Here is an 18,623-nt window from a genome sequence, read left to right as displayed (position 1 = left end):
GGCGGTGGAACTGACGCTGCCGGCGCTGGACCGCGTGGCCGTCGACGGCAGCAGCGACACTGTCGTCAACGGCTTCTCTGGAGAACGCATAGAGGTCGAGCTCAATGGCTCGGGCAGCATCGTCTTCAATGGCCGCTACCGCCAGGCCCACGCCGCGGTGCAGGGCAGCGGCGACCTGACACTCGACGCCGGCAACGGCGACGAGATCGAGGCGAGGCTCTCCGGTTCAGGCTCGCTCACGCTGGCCGGCGCCGCACGCAGCGTCTCGGTCGAATCGGACGGTTCCGGCACCCTCGATGCCCAGCGCCTGCGCGCCGAACGCGTGAAGGTGCGCCAGACGGGATCGGGCAACACCAGTGTCACCGCGCGCGAAACCCCTGGCCGCCTCGGTCAGCGGCAGCGGCGATGTGGAAGTGTATGGCGAGCCGTCCCAGCGCAGCGTCAGCCGCACCGGCAGCGGGGACGTGCGCTTCGAGCAGTGAGCCGGCTTGATGCCGCTCAGGCGCCCATCCATTCCAACACACCCCTGCCGGCCGCGCGGCCGCTGGCGAAACAGGCGGTCAGCAGGTAGCCGCCGGTCGGTGCCTCCCAGTCGAGCATTTCGCCGGCCACGAATACGCCAGGCAGCGCGCGCAGCATGCCGTTGGGGTCGAGCGCCTCGAAACGCACGCCGCCCGCACTGCTGATGGCTTCGTCGATCGGGCGCGTGCGTTTCAATACCAGCGGCAGCGCCTTGAGCGCCTGCGCCAGCCGGGTCGGGTCGGCGTATTGCTCGCGCGTCAGGCATTCGTGCAGCAGGCCCGCTTTCACGCCCTTGATGCCGAGGCGGCTTTGCAGGTGGCTCGCCATCGAGCGAGAGCCGCGCGGGCGCGTCACCTCATCCATCACGCGTGCGGCCGCCAGGTCCGGCAGCAGGTCGAGCCAGATCGTGGCACTGCCGCGTGCGGCGATCTGCTCGCGTAGCGGCGCCGATAAGGCATACACCAGGCTGCCCTCGATGCCGGTCGCCGTCACCACGAACTGGCCCTGGCGGCGCGCCCGTGCGCCATGCGCATCCTCATGGGCGATCGCCACCGTCGTGAGCGGGCTGCCGGCGTGCTTCTCGCTGAAATGCGCGCTCCAGTCGGTGTCGAAGCCGCAGTTGCTGGGCACGAGCGGCGCAACTTCCACGCCGCGTTCGGCCAGCAGCGGGACCCAGGCCCCGTCCGAACCGAGGCGCGCCCAGCTGGCGCCGCCAAGCGCAAGAACCGTCGCGTCGGCCTTCTCGAGCCGTTCGCCCTCGGGCGTTGCGAAGACGAGCTGGCCCTCGCGCCAGCCCCCTGCCAGCGGTGGCGCGTATGGAAGCGCACGCCCGCTTCGCGCAGGCGGTGCAGCCAGGCGCGCAGCAGCGGCGCCGCCTTCATGTCGGCCGGGAAGACGCGGCCGGAGCTGCCGACGAAGGTATCGATGCCGAGCGCATGGATCCAGGCGCGCACCTCGGCCGGGCCAAAGCCCTCCAGCCAGCGCGCCACTTCGCCCGTGCGCGACCCGTAGCGCCCCGTGAAATCGGGCAGCGGTTCGGAATGGGTGATGTTCATGCCGCCCTTCCCGGCCAGGAGGAACTTGCGCGCGCTCGAGGCCATCGCATCGTAGACGTCGACCGTGGCGCCGCCCGCGGCAAGGACTTCGGCCGCCATCAGGCCGGCGGGGTTTGCGCCGACGATGGCGACGCGGGGTGGAGGTGGCGAGGAAGCTGGCATGCTGGCTGGTGCGCGGGAATCGGAGGCGCATTGTAGACGAGTTTGCGGTGTGCGAGACAGATGTAAAGGTCGCTTGACATCGGGCGCCGGTGCGCCTACGATGTAAAGCATCCTTTACACCACGGAGTTCGACATGCACGAAAAACGCGTTGCCCGGATCTATCATCGCGAACTGTTCGGCGCCATTGCGCTGTATGCGCTGATCCTGGGAGTGGCCATCCACGTCGGCCGCCCGATGGCGCCCGGCGCCCTGCGCACGCTCATCCTCCTCAGCCCCATGATCGGCTTCGCCGCCGCCATCTGGGCCATCGTGCGCCAGGTGGGACGCGTGGACGAATTCGTGCGCATGCGCCTGCTGGAGAACGTGGCCCTCAGCGCGGCGCTGACGGCCGGGCTCACCTTCAGCTACGGCTTTCTCGAAATCGCCGGCTATCCGAAACTCTCGATGTTCAGCGTCTGGTGCGTGCTCTGCGGAGGCACCGGCGTCGTCGGCATCGTACGCAAGCTGGCAGGCCGATGAAGAACCTGATCCGCGACCTGCGCGCCGAACGGGGCTGGAGCCAGGCCCACCTGGCCGAGCTGCTCGACGTGTCGCGCCAGACCGTGATCGCCATCGAGACCGGGCGCTACGACCCCAGCCTGCCCCTTTGCCTTCGCGATTTCCACATTGTTCCAGCAACCGATCGAAACCATCTTCCACCCCGACCAGGAGCCAGCATGAAAGCAGTCTTGTCGTTCGCAGTTGTCCTCGGCCTTGCAAGCGCATCCGCCGCCCCGGTTGCCTCAGCCCTCGCTCCCGCAGCTTCCGCGACCGCGCCGAACCGCTTTGCAGCAGCCCCCGCACCCGCCGAACAGTTCGAGCTCCGGGCATGCTGGTCGAGCGCCACGGCCGCGCCAACGGACCGGCCATGATCCTGATTCCCGGCCTGGCGACCGGCGGATGGGTGTGGCAGGAAGTGGTGCGCGAATTCGCACCCACCCGCGCCCTCTACGTCGTGACGCTGCCGGGCTTCGACGGCCGCCCGGGCGTCAATGGCGACCGTTCGATGCGGCCAGGGCCGCGCTCGCGGAACTGATCGATTCGCGCAAGCTGTCCAGGCCGGTACTTGTCGGCCACAGCCTGGGCGGCACCCTGGCCATTGCGCTGGCCGAGGACATGGGCGCGCGCATTGGTGGCGTGGTCAGCATCGATGGCTTGCCGGTGATGCCGCGCAGCGAAGATACGCCGCCCGAACAACGCGCGGCCATGGCGGAGAACATGCGCCAGCGCATGGCTGCCACGCCGCCGCCCGCCTTCGCGGCCCAGCAACGCCAGTACATGCGCAGCATCGGCGCGGTCGACATGGGCAAGGCCGACGACCTGGCCCAGCTCACCGCGCGCAGCGACCCGGCGGCCGTGGCAAGCTGGGTCGGTGCCGTGCTGGCGCGCGACCTGCGTCCAGGCCTGCCGCGGATCACGGCGCCGGTGCTGGTGCTGGCGCCCGGTACGGCCCCGACGCCGCCACGGCGGGCGGCATGCTTGCTGCCGACAAGCTGGCCTACTATCGGGAGCTGATGACGGGCACGCAGCGGCTCCAGGTCGAGCCCGTCGACAACGCCCGCCACTTCGCCATGATCGACCAGCCGCAGGCGACGAACGCCGTCCTGCGCCGCTTCCTGGACAAACTGTGAAGGAGTCCGCCATGCCCCCACTCTCGCACTGGATCGTCCAGTACTGTGCCGCTGCCTGCTCGATGTTCGGCCTGTTGCTCGGCGTCGACATGGCGCGCGGCGAGCTCTTCGCGCGCGCCTGGCCCTATGCATTGGCCTGGGCCCTCGTCGCCTCGGCCCTGTTTGTCGGCACGCGCTACCGCAACATGAGGCGCGGCATCGCCTGCGGTGTGTGCGATCGCCTCGACAAGAAGTAGGAAGCCCTCCTCCTTGACGGGTCTTAAGCGTGGCGGGTGCGACAGGCCCGATACTGCCGAGTTATTCACGGTGCATTTGTTAAGACAACAATATTCTGCTTGACAAGCATTCTCGAAAGAATATTCTTATATGCACCAAAGTGCATAAGATCAGTCTGTACTCTGCACACATGTGAACGATGGGCACCCCGATGTGCCCACGATTCGCCCGGTAGTTCGTTTGCTCATCTTGGAGGATGAATATGTCGTTGAAGACAGGGCCGCTCCTGGCCCGCAGGACCGTGCTGGGCGCGATCGCGTCCAGCCCCTTTTGGTTGCAAAGCGCCTGGGCTGCTTCGCAATCGATGAAGATCTCGCACCAGTTCCCCGGCGGTAGCATCACGGAAGGCGACTTCCGCGACCGCCTCTGCCGCATGTTCGCCACCGAGGTCGAGAAGCACACCCGCGGCGGCCTGAAGTTTTCCATTTATCCGAATTCTGCCCTGATGCCGGCCAACAGCCAGTTCAGCGCACTGCGCAAGGGCGGCCTCGACCTGGCCCTGGTGCCGCTGTCATATGCCGCCGCCGAGGCGCCGGAAGCGAACATCGGCCTGATGCCGGGCCTGGTCACCTCGTACTCCCAGGGCTATGGCTGGAAGAACGCCGAGGTCGGGCGCGAGCTGACCCGCATCCTGGCCGACCAGGGCCTCGTCATCGTCAGCTGGATCTGGCGGCCGGCGGCGTCGCGTCGCGCGGCGCGCCCATCCCGGCACCGGAAGACGTGCGCGGCCTGAAGGTGCGCGGCGGCTCGCGCGAGATGGACCTGGTCCTGCAGGAAGCCGGCGGCGTGGTGGTCAACGTGCCGTCCAACGAAATCCACAACGCCATGAAAAGCGGCGCGCTCGACGCCGCCTTCACGTCCTCGACCTCGCTGATCTCGTTCCGCCTGCAGGACGTGTCGGGCGCGCTGACCACGCCGCGCGGCGGCTACTGGTTCATGCTCGAGCCGCTCCTGATGTCGAAGACGGTGTTCGACCGCCTCCACAAGGACCAGCAGGCGGCCATCCTGAAGGTGGGTGCGGACCTGGAAAAGTTCGCGCTGCGCATGGCGCAGGCCGACGATGCGGCGGTCGCCAGCGTCTACTCGCGCGTCGGGGCGCGCGTGGTCGACATGGACCTTGAAACGCTGAAGAAGTGGCAGGAGATGGCGCGCACGACGGCCTGGCGCGACTTCGGTGCGCGCAGCGACAATTGCGCCAAACTGCTGGCGCTGGCCGAAAAGTCGATCGCAGCGCTGTAGGCATGGCCGTAGCGTGGACGGGTTTCCCGTCCACGCGTACGCATCGCGCTTCCCCTCGGATGTCGGCCTGCACCCGTGCGTTGACCGCGTGGAGCCATTCAGGCCGTGGGCCTGAATGGCGAGCCGTCCACCCTGCGGGATCAAACCCTGTCCGCAAGCGGCGTCGGGTCTACCCCCCGGTCACAGGCGGGAAGAAGGCCACTTCCCCGCCCTCCTCGATTACCGTCTCCGGCCCGCACATCACATGATTGAAGGCCATGCGCAGTGCGCGCTCCGGCCCGAGCGCCGCCGCCCAGGCGCCGCCACGCTCGACCAGGTGCGCGCGCACGGCGCCCACCGTCTCCACGCCTTCCGGCAGCGCCACCTTTTCGTTGCTGGTGCCGAGCGCCTCGCGCACGGAGGCGAAAAACCGCAATTCGATGTCCATGCTCTCGCTCTTAGTGCTGCAGTTCGCTGAAGGGAATGAAGCGCACCATGTCGCCCTCTTGAATAGTGCGTCCGGCCGGATTGTCGACCAGGCCATCGCCCCAGACGGTCGAGCTCAGTACCCCCGAGCCCTGATTCGGGAACAGGTCCAGGCCTCCTCCGGCATTGATGCGCGCGCGCAGGAATTCGTTGCGGCGATCGGCCCTGGGCAGGTTGAAGTCTGCGCGCACCATCCAGGCGCGCGGCTCGACCGGCCCGCTCACGCCCTGCAGGCGCAGCAGGAAGGGACGCACGAACAGCAGGAAGGTGACGAAGCTCGAGACGGGATTGCCCGGCAGGCCGAGGAAGAACGCGGTATCGCCGCCTTCCTTGCGCACCTCGCCGAACGCGAGCGGCTTGCCCGGCTTGACGGCGATCTGCCACATGTTCAGCGACCCTTCCGCTTCCACTGCAGGCTTGATGTGGTCTTCCTCGCCGACGGACACGCCGCCCGAGGTGATGATCAGGTCGTTCGTGCGCGCCGCTTCGCGCAGCGCCGCGCGGGTGGCGTCCAGCGTGTCGGGCACGATGCCGAGGTCCGCGATCTCGCAACCGAAGTTCTCCAGCAGGCCGCGCAGGGTGAAGCGGTTCGAGTTGTAGATCGCGCCCGGCGGCAGCTGCCCGCCGGGTGCTTCGCCCGGCATGGTCAGTTCGTCGCCAGTGAAGAAGACCGCCACGCGCAGGCGCCTGTGCACGGGCAGCGTCGCCAGTCCAACCGATGCGGCCAGGCCCAGCTCCTGGCTGCGCAGGCGCGTGCCCGCCGACAGGATGGTCGCACCGGCGCGGATGTCTTCGCCGGCGCGGCGGATCCATTCGCCGGCCTTTGGCGCATGGCGGATCGTCACCATGTCGCCGGCGGCTTCGCACTGCTCCTGCATCACTACCGCATCGGCACCCGGCGGAATCAGGGCGCCGGTGAAGATGCGCGCTGCCGTACCGGGTTCGAGCGGCTCGCCGACGGTGCCGGCGGGGATGCGCTGGCTTACCTTCAGGGTGGCGGCGCCATCGATGCAGTCGGCCGCGCGCACGGCGTAGCCATCCATCTGGGTGTTATCGGCGGACGGCACCGCGATGGTCGATGCGGCGTCCTGCGCCAGCACGCGGCCGTTCGCCGCCAATGTCGGCACCTGTTCCACCTCCGCTACCGGACGCGCCGCGGCCAGCAGCGTATCGAGGGCTTCGCGCACGCTCAGCATCGGCCGCGCTGCGGCTTTGTCGTTCGGACCCATGTTCACAGTCCCCTCATAGTCCGGTATGCGCGGCGATGAAGGTCTTCATCTCGTCGACGTTCGGGCGCATCAGCACGAACTTCTGCGGCAGCGACTCGATGTCCTCGAAGCCGGCGGGACGCGGGGCGTCCTCGCCCAATGCGTCGAGGATGGTCTCGTTGAACTTGGCCGCGAGCGCGGTTTCCAGCACGATCATCGGCACGCCCGGTTCGAGGTGCTCGCGCGCGACCTTGATGCCGTCGGCGGTGTGGGTGTCGACCACGATGCCGTAGTCATCAAAAGCCATGCGGATCGTCTCCAGGCGGTCGGCATGGGTCGACTTGCCGGAAGCGAAGCCGTACTCGCCCACGCGCGCGAACTCGTCGCCGTCCGCGCCGGGCCTGCCCGACAGGTCGAAGCCGCCGTGGGTGTCGACCTTGCGGAACAGGGCGTGGGTACGCTCGCTGTCGCGCCCGACCAGGTCGTAGACAAAGCGCTCGAAGTTCGACGCCTTGGAGATGTCCATCGACGGGCTGCTGGTGTGGAGAGTCTCCGCGCTTTTGCGCACGCGGTAGACGCCGGTGCGGAAGAACTCGTCGAGCACGTCGTTCTCGTTGGTGGCCACCACCAGTCGGTCGATGGGCAGGCCCATCATGCGCGCGATATGGCCGGCGCAGACATTCCCGAAGTTCCCCGAGGGGACCGTGAACGAGACCTTCTGCTCGTTGTTCGCCGTGGCCGCGAGATAGCCGCGGAAGTAGTAGACAACCTGGGCCACCACGCGCGCCCAGTTGATCGAATTGACGGTGCCGATCTTGTGGCGCGCCTTGAAGGCCAGGTCGTTCGACACGGCTTTCACGAGGTCCTGGCAGTCGTCGAACACGCCGTCGACGGCGATGTTGAAGATGTTCGGGTCCTGCAGGCTGAACATCTGCGCGGTCTGGAAGGCGCTCATCTTCCCGCTCGGCGAGAGCATGAACACCTTGACGCCGCGCTTGCCGCGCATCGCGTATTCGGCGGCGCTGCCGGTGTCGCCCGAGGTGGCCCCGAAGATGTTGAGCTCATCGCCATTCTTCGCCAGTGCATACTCGAACAGGTTGCCCAGCAACTGCATCGCCATGTCCTTGAAGGCCAGGGTCGGGCCGTTCGACAGCGATTGCAACATCAGCTTGCGCCCGCCCTCGTCCTCCAGCGTGCGCAGGGGCGTGATGTCTTCCGCGGACTCGTCGTTTCTAGCGTTGCGGTAAACCTCGGGCGTATAGGTTTTGCGGGTGAGCGCGCGCAGGTCGTCGTCAGGGATGTCGGTGGCGAATTTGCGCAGCACCTCGAAGGCCAGCTCGGCGTAGGAAAGGCGGCGCCAGGCGTCGAGCTCCTCGCTTGTCACACGCGGGTACTCGGCCGGCATGTACAGGCCGCCGTCAGGGGCCAGGCCGCCCAGCAGGATGGTCGAGAAGGTTTCCGGATTGCGGGAAGCGGACGCGCTCGTCGCGCGGGTGGAGACATAGTGCATACGTAGGATGATCCGGTTGGGCTCGCGTTGATTCTTTTATTATAGTGCGGGCCGGGGAATCCTGCGGATGCGGTCGAGATTGGTGCAGCGGGGATGGCATGTCCCCACCGCGTGGCACGGGGCGCCTCGGCGGCCCCGCCCACCCTGAAAGCGACGATATTTAGCTCAGCAAGCCGCGTGATTCACCGTTACCACGTGCACCGCCAGCCCGCCAAGCGAGGTCTCCTTGTACTTCGCCTGCATGTCCGCCCCGGTCTGGCGCATCGTCTCGATGACGTTGTCGAGGCTGACGAAGTGGGTACCGTCGCCCTTGAGTGCCAGCGAAGCGGCAGTGATGGCCTTGATCGCGCCCATGCCGTTGCGCTCGATACAGGGGATCTGCACCAGCCCGCCGATCGGGTCGCAGGTCATGCCGAGGTGGTGCTCGATGCCGATTTCGGCGGCGTTCTCGATCTGTTCGTTGCTGCCGCCGAGCGCCGCCACCAGGCCGGCCGCCGCCATCGCGCAAGCGACGCCGACCTCGCCCCGGCAGCCGACTTCGGCACCGGAAATCGAGGCATTCTTCTTGCACAGCATGCCGATCGCGCTGGAGGTCAGCAGGAAATCGCGGATGCCGCGCGCGGCGTTGCTCGGGCGGCAGTCCTCGGCGTAGTAGCGCAGCACCGCCGGGATGATACCGGCCGCGCCATTCGTCGGCGCCGTGACGACGCGTCCGCCGGCCGCGTTTTCCTCGTTCACGGCCATCGCGTACAAGGTGACGTGGTGGGTCGAATCGTGGGGCAATTCGTTGACGCGCTTGCCTTCGACGCAATGCGCCTGCTTCCACAGCTTGGCCGCGCGCCGCTTGACGTTCAGGCCGCCGGGCAGCTGGCCTTCGGTGACCAGGCCGTGCGCGATACAGTCGTGCATCACGTTCCAGATCCGGTCCAGGCCAGCGTCCAGCTCGGCCTCGGTCATGCGCACCAGTTCGTTCGCGCGCAGCATGTGCGGGATCGACAGGCCGTGGCGCTTGCCCTGCTCGAGCAACTGCACCATGGTGTCGAAGGGGAACGGCACGGACACGGCCTGGGTGCCAGGAGGCTCGGACGCGCGCACCTGGGCTTCGCCGGCCGCGGTGATGAAGCCGCCGCCGACCGAATAATAGATGCGTTCGATATGGCTGCCGTCACGCAGTTTCAACACGAAGCGCATGCCGTTCGGGTGTTCCGGCAGCGTGGAGGCCATGTGCCAGGCCAGGCCCGTCTTGGCGGAAAACGGCACTTCTTTTGTCCCCAGCAGGCGCAGCACGCCGTCCAGTTCCGCTTCCGCGAGCTTGTCCTCGACCGTATCAGGAGCGATGTCCTGCGGGGTCTCGCCCATCAGGCCGAGAATGACGGCCTTGTCGGTCGCGTGGCCGACGCCGGTCAGGGCCAGCGACCCGTACAGGTGGGCTTCGACGCCGACCGCTTCCTCGAGCGAACCGCATTCGAGCAGGAAGCGGCGTGCCGCCACCATCGGGCCCACCGTATGCGAGCTCGATGGCCCGATACCGATCTTGAACAGATCGAAAACACTCATGTCCATCTGGATTTGTCTCTCTGCGCGTTTTTATTATTATGGTGATAAAAGGGTCGGATCAGGCAGCGGCCTTGATGTCGATATTCTCGAGCATGCTCGCCACCATTTCCTCGATGCCGATGCTGGCTTTCCAGCCCCAGTCGGCGCTGGCGCGGCTGTCGTCCAGGCTCTTCGGCCAGCTGTCCGCAATCGCCTGGCGGCTGTCGGGCTTGTAGGCGATCTCGAAATGCGGCACGGCGCGCTTGATGGCGCTGGCCAGTTCGCGCGGGTTGAACGAGACGCCCGCCACATTGTACGACGAACGGATCGCCACTTTCTCGCTCGGCGCGTCCATTAATTCGATCGTTGCGCGAATGGCATCGGGCATGTAGATCATCGGCAGCGTCGTTTCCGGGCCGAGGAAGCACTCGTAGGTCTCGCCCTTGAGCGCCGCGTGGAAGATGGCGATCGCGTAATCGGTCGTGCCGCCGCCCGGAGGCGACTTGAAGCTGATGATGCCCGGGTAGCGGATCGAGCGCACGTCCACGCCGTACTTGCTGTGGTAGTACTCGCACAGGCGCTCGCCGGCCAGTTTGCTGATGCCGTAGATCGTGGTCGGGTCCATGACCGTGTACTGGGGCGTGTTCTCGCTCGGCGTGTTCGGGCCGAATGCGGCGATCGACGAAGGCCAGAACACCTTCAGCGGTTTGCCCGCTTCCAGGCGTTCGCGGGCGACTTCCAGGATGTTGAGCAAACCATCCATGTTCAGCGTCCAGGCCTTCAGTGGCGCCTTTTCGCCCGTGGCCGACAGCAGCGCGGCCAGCTGGTAGACCTGGGTCACACCCTCGTCGGCAATCACGGCCGCCAGGCGCGCCTTGTCGAGCACGTCGAGCTGGGCGTAGCGCGCCGCGCCGTACACGTTGGTGGCGCCGATGTCGGTGGCGAGCACGTTGTCCGCGCCGTGCTGCTGCGCCAGTGCGGAGACCAGTTCACTGCCGATCTGGCCGTTGGCGCCGATGATGAGGATGCGTTCCATATTCTTGTATTCCTGTCGTAATGCCTGATTAGTTATTCTTGATGATGCCCAGCTCGCGCCCGGCCTGCTCGAAGGCCTTCAGCACGGTGTCGAGCTGCTCGCGGGTGTGCGCGCTCGATATCTGGACGCGCACGCGCGCCTGCCCCATCGGCACGACCGGATAGAAGAAGCCCGACAGCAGCACGCCCAGTTCGAACATGCGCGCGGCGAATTTCTGCGCCACCGGGGCGTCGAACAGCATCACCGGCACCACCGGGTGGGTGCCCGGCTTGATGGTGAAGCCGATGCGCTCGATCTCCTTGCGGAAGTAGGCGGTATTTTCATGCAGGCGGTCGCGCAGTTCGGTCGATTTGCTGATCCGTTCCAGCACCGACAGCGACGCGCCGGCGATCATCGGCGCCAGGGTGTTCGAGAACAGGTAAGGACGCGACTTCTGGCGCAGGGTCTCGATGACTTCCTTGCGGCCGGAAGTGAAGCCGCCCATCGCGCCGCCCAGGGCCTTGCCCAGGGTGCCGGTGATGATGTCGATCTTGCCGATGACACCACAGTGCTCGTGGGTGCCGCGGCCGGTCGCGCCCATGAAACCCGAGGCATGCGATTCGTCGATGAGCGTGAGCGCGCCGTACTTTTCGGCCAGCGCGACGATTTTATCGAGCTGGGCGATCGTGCCGTCCATCGAGAACACGCCGTCGGTGACGATGACCTTGTGGCGCTTGCCGGCTTCAGTGGCGGCGATCAGCTGCTTTTCCAGGTCCGCCATGTCGTTATTGGCATAACGGTAGCGCGCCGCCTTGCACAGGCGAATGCCGTCGATGATCGACGCGTGGTTCAGGGCGTCCGAGATGATGGCGTCGTTCTCGTCGAACAGCGGCTCGAACACGCCGCCGTTGGCGTCGAACGCCGCGGCATACAGGATGGTGTCTTCGGTACCGAGGAAGGTCGACAGGGCTTGTTCGAGCTCCTTGTGCACGGTTTGGGTGCCGCAGATGAAGCGCACCGAGGACAGCCCGTAGCCATATTTCGCCAGCGCGCTTTCCGCCGCTTTTTGCGTCTCGGGGTCGCCCGACAGGCCCAGGTAGTTGTTCGCGCACATGTTGATCAGGGTGCGGCCGTCATCGGACTGCACTTGCGCGCCCTGGCGCGAGGCCAGTACGCGCTCGGGCTTGAACAGGCCCTGTTCGCGCAGCGTCGACAAATTCTGCTGCAGCCCCGTGTAAAACGCGTTTTTCCCTTGATCGCTCATGTGATTTCCCTGTCTGTGCTGTCTGTGCGAATGACTGGCGGCGGCTTGACCGTCCGCCGGACTATGCTGTACCGTTGTTCCGAACCCGTTCGATTTCAGTGCCCTGCTGCTTTTTCGCTATCTCGAACTAAAATTCAATATAATGAATATTACGCCCACCTGTCGAACTTGGCAAGCTGCGGCCGACTCCAACACCAGTGCTGCCTTTATCGAGATGAAAACCCCGGTCATGACCAACAATGCCCCGCCCGAAGTCGGCGCCACCCTGCAGCGCCTGCGCCTGGCGCGCGGCCTGACGCTGGAGGACCTGTCGCGTATCGCGGGGGTCTCGAAATCGATGCTGTCGCAGATCGAGCGCGAAAAGGCCAATCCTACCATCGCCATCACCTGGCGCCTCGCCAACGCGCTCGGCGTGCAGATCGGCGAACTGCTGGCTTCCGAAACCCGGGATGTCGAAGCGATCCGCGTCGTCGACGCCCACGAGACGCCTACCCTGCCGGGCAACCATGCCGGCTATATCCTGCGCATCCTGGGCCCGATGGAGCTGGCCGGGCAGTATGAATGGTATGAGCTGACGCTCGCGCCGGGCGGCGCGCTCGCTTCGCAGGCGCATGATCCGGGCACCAAGGAGCACATGACGGTGATTAATGGGACGCTGGAAGTGGAGGTCGGGCTGGAAAAGCGCAAGGTGAAGGCGGGCGGGACGGCGCGGTATCCGGCGGACCAGGATCACGTGATTCGCAATCTGGGCAAGACCGAGGCGAAGGCCTTGCTCGTTGTCGTGCATCGGTAGGGGCGGGCCGCCGAGGCACCCCGCGCCCGCGCGGAACGATGAGCAAACGGGTCACGATCTGATCTGCAAACACGGCGCTGACTTCCGCGTGGGCATGGGGTGCCCACGCTACGCCTCGGCATGGAGGCGCCGTACCGCGTGGAGTCAGGACTCCACCCTACGTGAGCCGCGGTTCGTAGGGTGGAGTCCTGACTCCACGCGGTAGAGAACATGTGCAGCGGCGGCGTGGAACTCATGCGCGGCGCCGAACAACTGGCATTGAAAACAAATCGGGCCAGCCGAATCGATTGATTCGCTGGCCCGACGTCCGTGCAACGCGGGCGGAGTCCGCCCGCCCTTCCCTTACATCTTCAGCGCCTTCGCCAGGAAGCCCCAGCGATCCGCCACCTCCTCGATCTGCTTCGCGGTCGGCTTGCCGGCACCGTGGCCGGCCTTGGTGTCGATGCGGATGATGACGGGTGCGCAGCCCGCCTGCGCGACCTGCGCCGCGGCGGCGAACTTGAAGCTGTGCGCCGGCACCACGCGGTCATCGTGGTCGGCGGTGGTGACCATCGTCGCCGGATACTGCGTGCCCGCTTTCAGGTTATGCAGCGGCGAATACTTCACCAGCGCCTTGAACTCGTCCGCGTTGTCGGCCGAACCGTAGTCCGAGGTCCATGCCCAGCCGATGGTGAACTTGTGGAAGCGCAGCATGTCGAGCACGCCGACCATCGGGATGGCGGCGCCGAACAGGTCCGGACGCTGGGTCATCGCCGCGCCCACCAGCAGGCCGCCGTTGCTGCCGCCGCCGATCGCCAGCTTGCTTGGGGAGGTCACCTTGTTCGCGACCAGCCATTCGGCGGCGCCGATGAAGTCGTCGAACACGTTCTGCTTCTGCAGCTTGGTGCCGGCCTGGTGCCAGGCTTCGCCGTACTCGCCACCGCCGCGCAGGTTGGCCACCACATACACGCCGCCCATCTCCATCCAGGCCAGGTTGGCCGGCGAGAAGCCCGGGGTCATCGAGATGTTGAAGCCGCCGTAGCCGTACAGGTAGGTCGGGTTGCTGCCGTCCAGTTTCAGGCCCTTTTTCGAGACGATGAACATCGGCACCTTGGTACCGTCGCGGCTGGTGAAGAACTGCTGGCGCGTTTCATAGGCGTTCGGGTCGAAATCGACCTTCGGCTGGCGGAACACGCTGCTCTTGCCCGTCTTCATGTCGAGGCGGTAGATCGTGGTCGGCGTGGTGAAGCCGGTGAACGAATAGAAGGTCTCGGTTTCGCCGCGCTTGCCCGACAGGCCGCCCACGGTGCCGATGCCCGGCAAGGCGATCTCGCGCACGGGTTTGCCCTTCAGGTCATGCACGCGCACGACGCTCTTCGCATCCTTCAGGTATTCCAGCACCAGCTGGTTGTTGATGATGTCGGCGCCGGCCAGGGTGTCGGCGCCCTCGGCGACGATTTCCTTCCAGTTCGACTCGCCTGGTTTACTGACGTCGATGGCGACGATGCGTTTCTTCGGCGCGTTGCGGTCGGTGCTGAAGTAGAAGACGCTGCCGACATTGTCGATGAAGGTGTAGCCGGCGTCGAAGTTGTCGATCAGGTCGACGACCTTGGAATCGGGTGTCGACAGGTCCTTGTACGACACGCGGTACTTGGGCGCCGTGCCCTTGGTCGTCGTGATGACCAGGTAGCGGCCGTCGTCGGTGGTCTGGCCACCGAAGCCCCATTCCTTCTGGTCGGGACGGTCGTAGACCAGGGTGTCCGCACTTTGCGGGGTGCCGATGCGGTGGTAGTACAGCTTCTGGAAGTAGTTGACGTCGGCCAGCCTGGTCGCTTCCTTGGGCTCGTCGTAGCGGCTGTAGAAGAAGCCCTTGCCATCCTTCGTCCAGGACGTGTTCGAGAACTTGACGAACTTGACGTGGTCGTCGAGGTCCTTGCCGGTGTCGATGTCGCGCACGCGGATCTCGTTCCAGTCCGAACCGGACGCGGCCGTGCTGTAGGCCAACAGCTTGCCGTCCGGGCTGACCTCCGCGCCTGCCAGGGCGACGGTACCGTCGGCGGCCAGGGTGTTCGGGTCGAGCAGCATGCGCGGCGCGTCGCCGAGCTGTTTCATCGTGAACAGCACCGACTGGTTCTGCAAGCCGTCGTTACGGGTGTAGAAGTAGCGGCCGCCGTCTTTTGAAGGCACCGAGTAGCGCTCGTAGTTCCAGAGTTTCGTCAGGCGCTGGCGGATCGCCTCGCGCTGGGGGATCTGGCCCAGGTAAGCTTGCGTGACGACATTCTGGGCATCGACCCAGGCTTTGGTGTCGGCGCTGTTGGCGTCTTCCAGCCAGCGGTAGGGGTCGGCGACCGTGGTGCCGTGGTAATTGTCGACCTGGTCGACCTTCTGGGTGAGCGGATAGGTCGGGGTGCCGGCCGGGCAGCTTGCCGGTGGGGCGGCGTGGGCGGCGCCGAACAGCGTCGCCAGGACGGCGACCAGTGTTGCGTGTCTCATGTGCATATTGTTCTCGGGACGAAAAGTCGTGGTAGGCGAAATGTGCCGAAAGGCATCATAACGCGAAACCCGGCCGTAAGCGACATCGGTGCGCGCGTCAATACGGGGCAATACACCGGTCACTCCTGCCGGTTGCGCCCTTCGCGGTGGCTCAGCTGCCACTTGTGCGACAGGTCGAGCGCGCGCCCGATCTCGGAGGGAGACAGGCGCCGCGCGACGATGGACTTGTTGACGTTGGCGGTGGCGTCTCCGCCCTCGGCCGCCAGCAGCATCCACATGTAGGCACGCACCGGATCGCGCGCAACTCCCAGCCCGCTGCCGATCATGCCGCCCAGGTTGTACTGGGCCAGCGCATGGCCCTGCTCGGCCGCCTGCTCGTACCAGTACACGGCCAGGCGGTCGTCGTGCGGCAGGCCCCGGCCGCTGGCGTACATGACGCCCAGGTTGTTCTGGGCGCTGGCATCGCCCTGCTCGGCCGCCAGCCGGTACCAGTGCGCGGCGCGCGCCTCGTCGCGTTCGACGCCCTGGCCGTTGGCAAAGCTCACGCCCAGGTTGAACTGCGCATTCGCCGCGCCCTGCTCGGCGGCGCGCCGGTACCACTCGAAGGCCTGCTTCGGGTCGCGCTCGGTGCCGCGGCCGTGGGCATGCATGTTGGCCAGGTTGTACTGGGCCGCCACGTGGCCCAGGCGCGCCGCCCCGGTGTACAAGTCGAGCGCACGCCGCTCGTCGGTTTCGATGCCCGCGCCGCTGGCGTACATGTTCCCGAGCAGGAACTGGGCTTCGCGGTCGCCATGGTCGGCCGCGCGCGTCAACCAGGCGCAGGCGCGGCGCGGGTCGGCGCGCACGCCGCGCCCCTCCGCGTAGGCGATGCCGAGCTGGCGCTGGGCGCCGCGCTCGCCGGCGGCTGCGGCTTTGCGGAACCAGTACAGGGCCTGCTTGTCGTTCGCGTCCACGCCCTGGCCGCGCTGGTACATCAGGCCCAGGTTCAGCTGCGCGGGGGCATCGCCCTGCAGTGCCGCCTTGCGGAACCAGGCCATTGCCAGCGGATGGTTGACGGCGGTGCCGATGCCTTCCAGGTAGCATTCGCCGAGCTGGTTCTGGGCGCCCGGCATGCCCTGCTCGGCCGCCCGGTAATACCGGGACAGGGCCCGTTCGGGATCGTGGGCGACGCCGCGGCCCTGGCGGCACATGTGGCCGAGGTTCTGCTGGGCCGACGCATCGCCCTGCTCGGCGGCGCGGCGAAACCAGCGCGCGGCTTCGGTATCGCAGCGTGCCACGCCGCGCCCGTGGTAATACATCGCGCCCAGGTGGTTCTGGGCAAAAGCCAGGCCCTGCATGGCGGCCAGGCGCAGCCAGGCCACGGCACGCGTGTCGTCGCGGGGGACGCCTTCACCCTTTTTGTAGAGCAATGCGAGGTTGAACTGGGCGTAGGCATTGCCGCGTTCAGCGGCTTCGCGGAACCACAGGTAGGTTTGCTGGTTTTCCTGCCCGAGCTTCTGCCGGTTCATGCTGTTCCCCCGTGTAGGCGCGCGGATGCTCTCAAGGATGGGCCGCAGCTCCGCAGCGCCGGCGATCATGAATAAGGCGGACAAGCGGCCTCATAAGTATTAACAAAATTTTAATGAATTGAGTCTGCATCCGTTTGACTGGGCACAATCGTGCCGGTGGCGCGGGCATGAAAAAACCCGCCGCGGCGCTGCCGGGCGGGTGGTTGGTGCGGCCGGACCGCGCGTGCTGTTCGGCGGTTCAGGCCTGCATGGCCCGTTTCGGTCCGAGCGCGTACACCAGCATCGCCAGCAGCGCGAGGCACCAGACGATGAGCGCGCCGGACGGCAGGTCGAGCACCACCGACAGCACCAGGCCGACCGCGTAGCCGGCCACGCCGACCAGGTAGGCCACCGGCAGCTTGCGCGACTCGGGATAATGGCGCACCGCCAGGCTCGGCACGATCAGGCTGGCAAAGACCGGTGTAGACGCCGACCAGCTGCACCGAGGCCGTCACCGCCAGCGCGAACACCGGGTAGAAGCCCGGGCGCCGCAAGCGGTTGCGGAAGGCTGCCAACAGCCCCGGGATCAGCACCGTGCCCAGCGCGGGGATGACCAGCTGGTCGTAGCTGACCCAGAGAATCTGGCCGGCCAGCAGGTCCTGCAGGTGCTCGCCGCCGTGCGGGTTGTGGGCAACCAGCAGCAGGCCGGCGGTGGCAGCCAGCACGAACAGCACGCCGATCTGCGCTTCCTGCACGTCCGGCCAGCGCTTCTCGGTCCAGGTCAGCAGCAAGGCGCCCAGCACCGCGGCGCCGCCGGCCGCCAGCTGGATGGTCCAGCCATGCGGGTCGAGGTCGACGGTGCTGGCCAGGATCACCCCCAGCGCGGCGATCTGGGCGATCGCCAGGTCGATGAAGACGATCCCGCGGCGCAGTACCTGGGCGCCGAGGGGAATGTGGGTCGCCAGTACCAGCAGGCCGGCAACGAAGGCCGGGAGGACGATCAGGAAGTCGAAGGTCTCGGTGTTCACTTGGCCGCTTCCGCCAGGCGTTGCACGGTCGTGTCGAACAGGGCGAACAGGTTGCCGCTCCGGGCGTCCGCTCCCACGGTGAAGGGAATCACCACCGCGGGGATGCGTGCGCGCTGCGACAGCCACTGCGAGGCGCGTTCGTCCCGGTAGGCCGCGCGCAGCACCATCTTCGCCGGCTGGCGCTCGAGCCCTGCCAGCAATTGCCCCAGCTGGGCGGCGGAGGGTTCGATCCCCGGCTTCGGTTCCAGCGTGCCGACCTGGCGCATGCCCAGCCAGGCCAGCAGGTATTCCATGTTGCGATGATGCTCGACCACCGTCAGGCCACGCAGGGGCGCCGCCCGGGCTTCCCACTTGCGCATGGCCTGGGCCCAGCGCGCGCTGAAGTCAGCCTGGCGCGATGCGTACAGCGCGGCGTTCGCCGGGTCGATGCTGGCCAGGCGCCTGGCCAGCTGGCTGCCGACCAGGGCGATGTTGTGCGGGTTCAAGTGCACGTGCGGATTGCCGAAGGCATGCACGTCCCCCTCGGCGCGGTCGAGTTTCGCCGGCACCTCCAGGCGCGGCACGAAACTGCCCGCTTCGAAATAGCCCGGCTGGCCCTTGGCAATCTTCGCATTGCCCGATTGCTGGACCAGCAGCGGCAGCCAGCCCGCTTCCAGGTCCAGGCCCGTGCAGACCAGCAGGTCGGCATTGCGGGTGCGGGCGATCAGGTCGGGGCGGGCTTCGACGCGGTGCGGGTCCTGCAGCGCATTCGTCGCGCTCGAGACGCTGACCTTGTCGCCGCCGATTTCCTGTGTGAGCGCGGCCCATTCGGGCTCGCAGGCGAGCACGTTCAGCGCAGCCTGCGCAGGCAGGGCGAGCATGCCGAGGGCCAGCGTGCAGAGGGCGAGCAGTCTGGTAGAGATGGGTGTCATGTCGTACTC

17 protein-coding genes and 4 pseudogenes are annotated in these 18,623 nt (G+C 66.7%); 9 read left to right on the top strand and 12 right to left on the bottom strand.

The window, feature by feature from the left end; translation table 11 throughout:
* Positions 1–4: 4 nt before the first annotated feature.
* Positions 5–571: a GIN domain-containing protein gene (locus tag G4G31_RS26355; protein ID WP_229425613.1), complete on the top strand. Its 567-nt coding sequence runs from the start codon at positions 5–7 to the stop codon at positions 569–571.
* On the opposite strand, the pseudogene G4G31_RS15465 reads toward G4G31_RS26355, so the two are convergent.
* A pseudogene (locus G4G31_RS15465) lies at positions 499–1,676 on the bottom strand (TIGR03862 family flavoprotein). The gene G4G31_RS26355 and the pseudogene G4G31_RS15465 overlap by 73 nt on opposite strands.
* 196 nt (positions 1,677–1,872) lie before the next feature.
* On the opposite strand from G4G31_RS15465, the gene G4G31_RS15460 reads away from it, so the two are divergent.
* From G4G31_RS15460 to dctP, 7 genes and pseudogenes are all read left to right on the top strand, one after another.
* Positions 1,873–2,259, top strand: a complete 387-nt coding sequence (locus G4G31_RS15460; RefSeq protein WP_182988413.1) for a hypothetical protein — start codon at positions 1,873–1,875, stop codon at positions 2,257–2,259.
* Positions 2,256–2,460: pseudogene (locus G4G31_RS15455) on the top strand (helix-turn-helix transcriptional regulator). Before G4G31_RS15460 ends, G4G31_RS15455 begins: the two are co-directional and overlap by 4 nt.
* A 187-nt stretch (positions 2,461–2,647) precedes the next feature.
* The gene (locus G4G31_RS29190) at positions 2,648–2,815 is read left to right on the top strand and encodes an alpha/beta fold hydrolase (protein ID WP_374011345.1); all 168 of its coding nucleotides are present in this window, start codon (positions 2,648–2,650) and stop codon (positions 2,813–2,815) included.
* Positions 2,812–3,294: an alpha/beta fold hydrolase gene (locus G4G31_RS24585; RefSeq protein ID WP_374011314.1), complete on the top strand. Its 483-nt coding sequence runs from the start codon at positions 2,812–2,814 to the stop codon at positions 3,292–3,294. The genes G4G31_RS29190 and G4G31_RS24585 overlap by 4 nt, the downstream gene beginning before the upstream one ends.
* Positions 3,255–3,410 (top strand): alpha/beta fold hydrolase, encoded by a 156-nt coding sequence (locus G4G31_RS24580; protein ID WP_202033623.1) that lies wholly within the window; start codon positions 3,255–3,257, stop codon positions 3,408–3,410. Before G4G31_RS24585 ends, G4G31_RS24580 begins: the two co-directional genes overlap by 40 nt.
* 11 nt (positions 3,411–3,421) lie before the next feature.
* Complete coding sequence (locus G4G31_RS15445) at positions 3,422–3,646, top strand: hypothetical protein (protein ID WP_182988412.1); 225 nt, start codon at positions 3,422–3,424, stop codon at positions 3,644–3,646.
* A gap of 242 nt (positions 3,647–3,888) precedes the next feature.
* Positions 3,889–4,925, top strand: a pseudogene (gene dctP / locus G4G31_RS15440) (TRAP transporter substrate-binding protein DctP).
* A 169-nt stretch (positions 4,926–5,094) separates the two neighbouring features.
* Here the strand turns inward: dctP and moaD are convergent.
* The 6 genes from moaD to kbl all read right to left on the bottom strand — a co-directional run bounded on the left by moaD (position 5,095) and on the right by kbl (position 11,923).
* Positions 5,095–5,352, bottom strand: coding sequence for a molybdopterin converting factor subunit 1 (gene moaD / locus G4G31_RS15435; RefSeq protein WP_182988411.1), 258 nt, complete (start codon positions 5,350–5,352; stop codon positions 5,095–5,097).
* Positions 5,353–5,362: 10 nt separating this feature from the next.
* Positions 5,363–6,586, bottom strand: a complete 1,224-nt coding sequence (glp, locus tag G4G31_RS15430) for a gephyrin-like molybdotransferase Glp (RefSeq protein ID WP_182991805.1) — start codon at positions 6,584–6,586, stop codon at positions 5,363–5,365.
* 46 nt (positions 6,587–6,632) lie between these two features.
* Entirely contained in the window at positions 6,633–8,108 is a 1,476-nt protein-coding gene (gene thrC / locus G4G31_RS15425) for a threonine synthase (RefSeq protein ID WP_182988410.1), read from the bottom strand.
* A 165-nt stretch (positions 8,109–8,273) separates the two neighbouring features.
* Positions 8,274–9,671, bottom strand: a complete 1,398-nt coding sequence (locus tag G4G31_RS15420; protein WP_182988409.1) for an L-serine ammonia-lyase — start codon at positions 9,669–9,671, stop codon at positions 8,274–8,276.
* Between the two features lie 52 nt (positions 9,672–9,723).
* Positions 9,724–10,680 carry an NAD-dependent epimerase/dehydratase family protein gene (locus tag G4G31_RS15415; RefSeq protein WP_182988408.1) on the bottom strand — a complete coding sequence of 319 codons (957 nt, stop codon included), beginning with the start codon at positions 10,678–10,680 and terminating at the stop codon, positions 9,724–9,726.
* A gap of 28 nt (positions 10,681–10,708) precedes the next feature.
* Positions 10,709–11,923, bottom strand: coding sequence for a glycine C-acetyltransferase (kbl, locus tag G4G31_RS15410; RefSeq protein ID WP_182988407.1), 1,215 nt, complete (start codon positions 11,921–11,923; stop codon positions 10,709–10,711).
* Between the two features lie 214 nt (positions 11,924–12,137).
* Between kbl and G4G31_RS15405 the strand changes: the two genes are divergently transcribed.
* The gene (locus G4G31_RS15405; RefSeq protein WP_182988406.1) at positions 12,138–12,716 is read left to right on the top strand and encodes a helix-turn-helix domain-containing protein; all 579 of its coding nucleotides are present in this window, start codon (positions 12,138–12,140) and stop codon (positions 12,714–12,716) included.
* A 342-nt stretch (positions 12,717–13,058) separates the two neighbouring features.
* Here the strand turns inward: G4G31_RS15405 and G4G31_RS15400 are convergent, their stop codons facing one another.
* The 5 genes and pseudogenes from G4G31_RS15400 to G4G31_RS15385 all read right to left on the bottom strand — a co-directional run bounded on the left by G4G31_RS15400 (position 13,059) and on the right by G4G31_RS15385 (position 18,614).
* Positions 13,059–15,194, bottom strand: coding sequence for a prolyl oligopeptidase family protein (locus tag G4G31_RS15400; protein ID WP_182988405.1), 2,136 nt, complete (start codon positions 15,192–15,194; stop codon positions 13,059–13,061).
* 113 nt (positions 15,195–15,307) lie between these two features.
* A complete protein-coding gene (locus G4G31_RS15395; RefSeq protein WP_182988404.1) occupies positions 15,308–16,696 on the bottom strand; it encodes a tetratricopeptide repeat protein in 1,389 nt (462 codons plus the stop codon).
* A gap of 238 nt (positions 16,697–16,934) precedes the next feature.
* The gene (locus G4G31_RS27615; RefSeq protein ID WP_267873674.1) at positions 16,935–17,120 is read right to left on the bottom strand and encodes a metal ABC transporter permease; all 186 of its coding nucleotides are present in this window, start codon (positions 17,118–17,120) and stop codon (positions 16,935–16,937) included.
* Between the two features lie 106 nt (positions 17,121–17,226).
* Positions 17,227–17,703 (bottom strand): annotated as a pseudogene (locus G4G31_RS27610) (metal ABC transporter permease); the annotation flags it as partial.
* Positions 17,700–18,614 carry a metal ABC transporter solute-binding protein, Zn/Mn family gene (locus G4G31_RS15385; protein WP_182988403.1) on the bottom strand — a complete coding sequence of 305 codons (915 nt, stop codon included), beginning with the start codon at positions 18,612–18,614 and terminating at the stop codon, positions 17,700–17,702. The gene G4G31_RS15385 and the pseudogene G4G31_RS27610, both read right to left, overlap by 4 nt.
* Positions 18,615–18,623 lie beyond the last annotated feature (9 nt).

It is taken from the genome of Massilia sp. Se16.2.3, from assembly GCF_014171595.1.
In the GTDB taxonomy this organism is placed as follows: Bacteria; Pseudomonadota; Gammaproteobacteria; order Burkholderiales; family Burkholderiaceae_D; genus Telluria.
This window is presented reverse-complemented; position numbering and strand designations above follow the sequence as displayed.

Excerpts from the sequence above, each read along its gene's own strand:
- G4G31_RS15405 (WP_182988406.1), top strand. The coding sequence starts at position 12,138 with ATGAAAACCCCGGTCATGACCAACAATGCCCCGCCCGAAGTCGGCGCC.
- G4G31_RS15445 (WP_182988412.1), top strand. The coding sequence starts at position 3,422 with ATGCCCCCACTCTCGCACTGGATCGTCCAGTACTGTGCCGCTGCCTGC.
- G4G31_RS15460 (WP_182988413.1), top strand. The coding sequence starts at position 1,873 with ATGCACGAAAAACGCGTTGCCCGGATCTATCATCGCGAACTGTTCGGC.
- glp (WP_182991805.1), bottom strand. The coding sequence starts at position 6,586 with ATGCTGAGCGTGCGCGAAGCCCTCGATACGCTGCTGGCCGCGGCGCGT.
- moaD (WP_182988411.1), bottom strand. The coding sequence starts at position 5,352 with ATGGACATCGAATTGCGGTTTTTCGCCTCCGTGCGCGAGGCGCTCGGC.
- G4G31_RS15400 (WP_182988405.1), bottom strand. The coding sequence starts at position 15,194 with ATGCACATGAGACACGCAACACTGGTCGCCGTCCTGGCGACGCTGTTC.
- G4G31_RS15420 (WP_182988409.1), bottom strand. The coding sequence starts at position 9,671 with ATGGACATGAGTGTTTTCGATCTGTTCAAGATCGGTATCGGGCCATCG.
- G4G31_RS15395 (WP_182988404.1), bottom strand. The coding sequence starts at position 16,696 with ATGAACCGGCAGAAGCTCGGGCAGGAAAACCAGCAAACCTACCTGTGG.
- kbl (WP_182988407.1), bottom strand. The coding sequence starts at position 11,923 with ATGAGCGATCAAGGGAAAAACGCGTTTTACACGGGGCTGCAGCAGAAT.
- G4G31_RS15385 (WP_182988403.1), bottom strand. The coding sequence starts at position 18,614 with ATGACACCCATCTCTACCAGACTGCTCGCCCTCTGCACGCTGGCCCTC.
- G4G31_RS24580 (WP_202033623.1), top strand. The coding sequence starts at position 3,255 with ATGCTTGCTGCCGACAAGCTGGCCTACTATCGGGAGCTGATGACGGGC.
- G4G31_RS29190 (WP_374011345.1), top strand. The coding sequence starts at position 2,648 with ATGATCCTGATTCCCGGCCTGGCGACCGGCGGATGGGTGTGGCAGGAA.
- thrC (WP_182988410.1), bottom strand. The coding sequence starts at position 8,108 with ATGCACTATGTCTCCACCCGCGCGACGAGCGCGTCCGCTTCCCGCAAT.
- G4G31_RS15415 (WP_182988408.1), bottom strand. The coding sequence starts at position 10,680 with ATGGAACGCATCCTCATCATCGGCGCCAACGGCCAGATCGGCAGTGAA.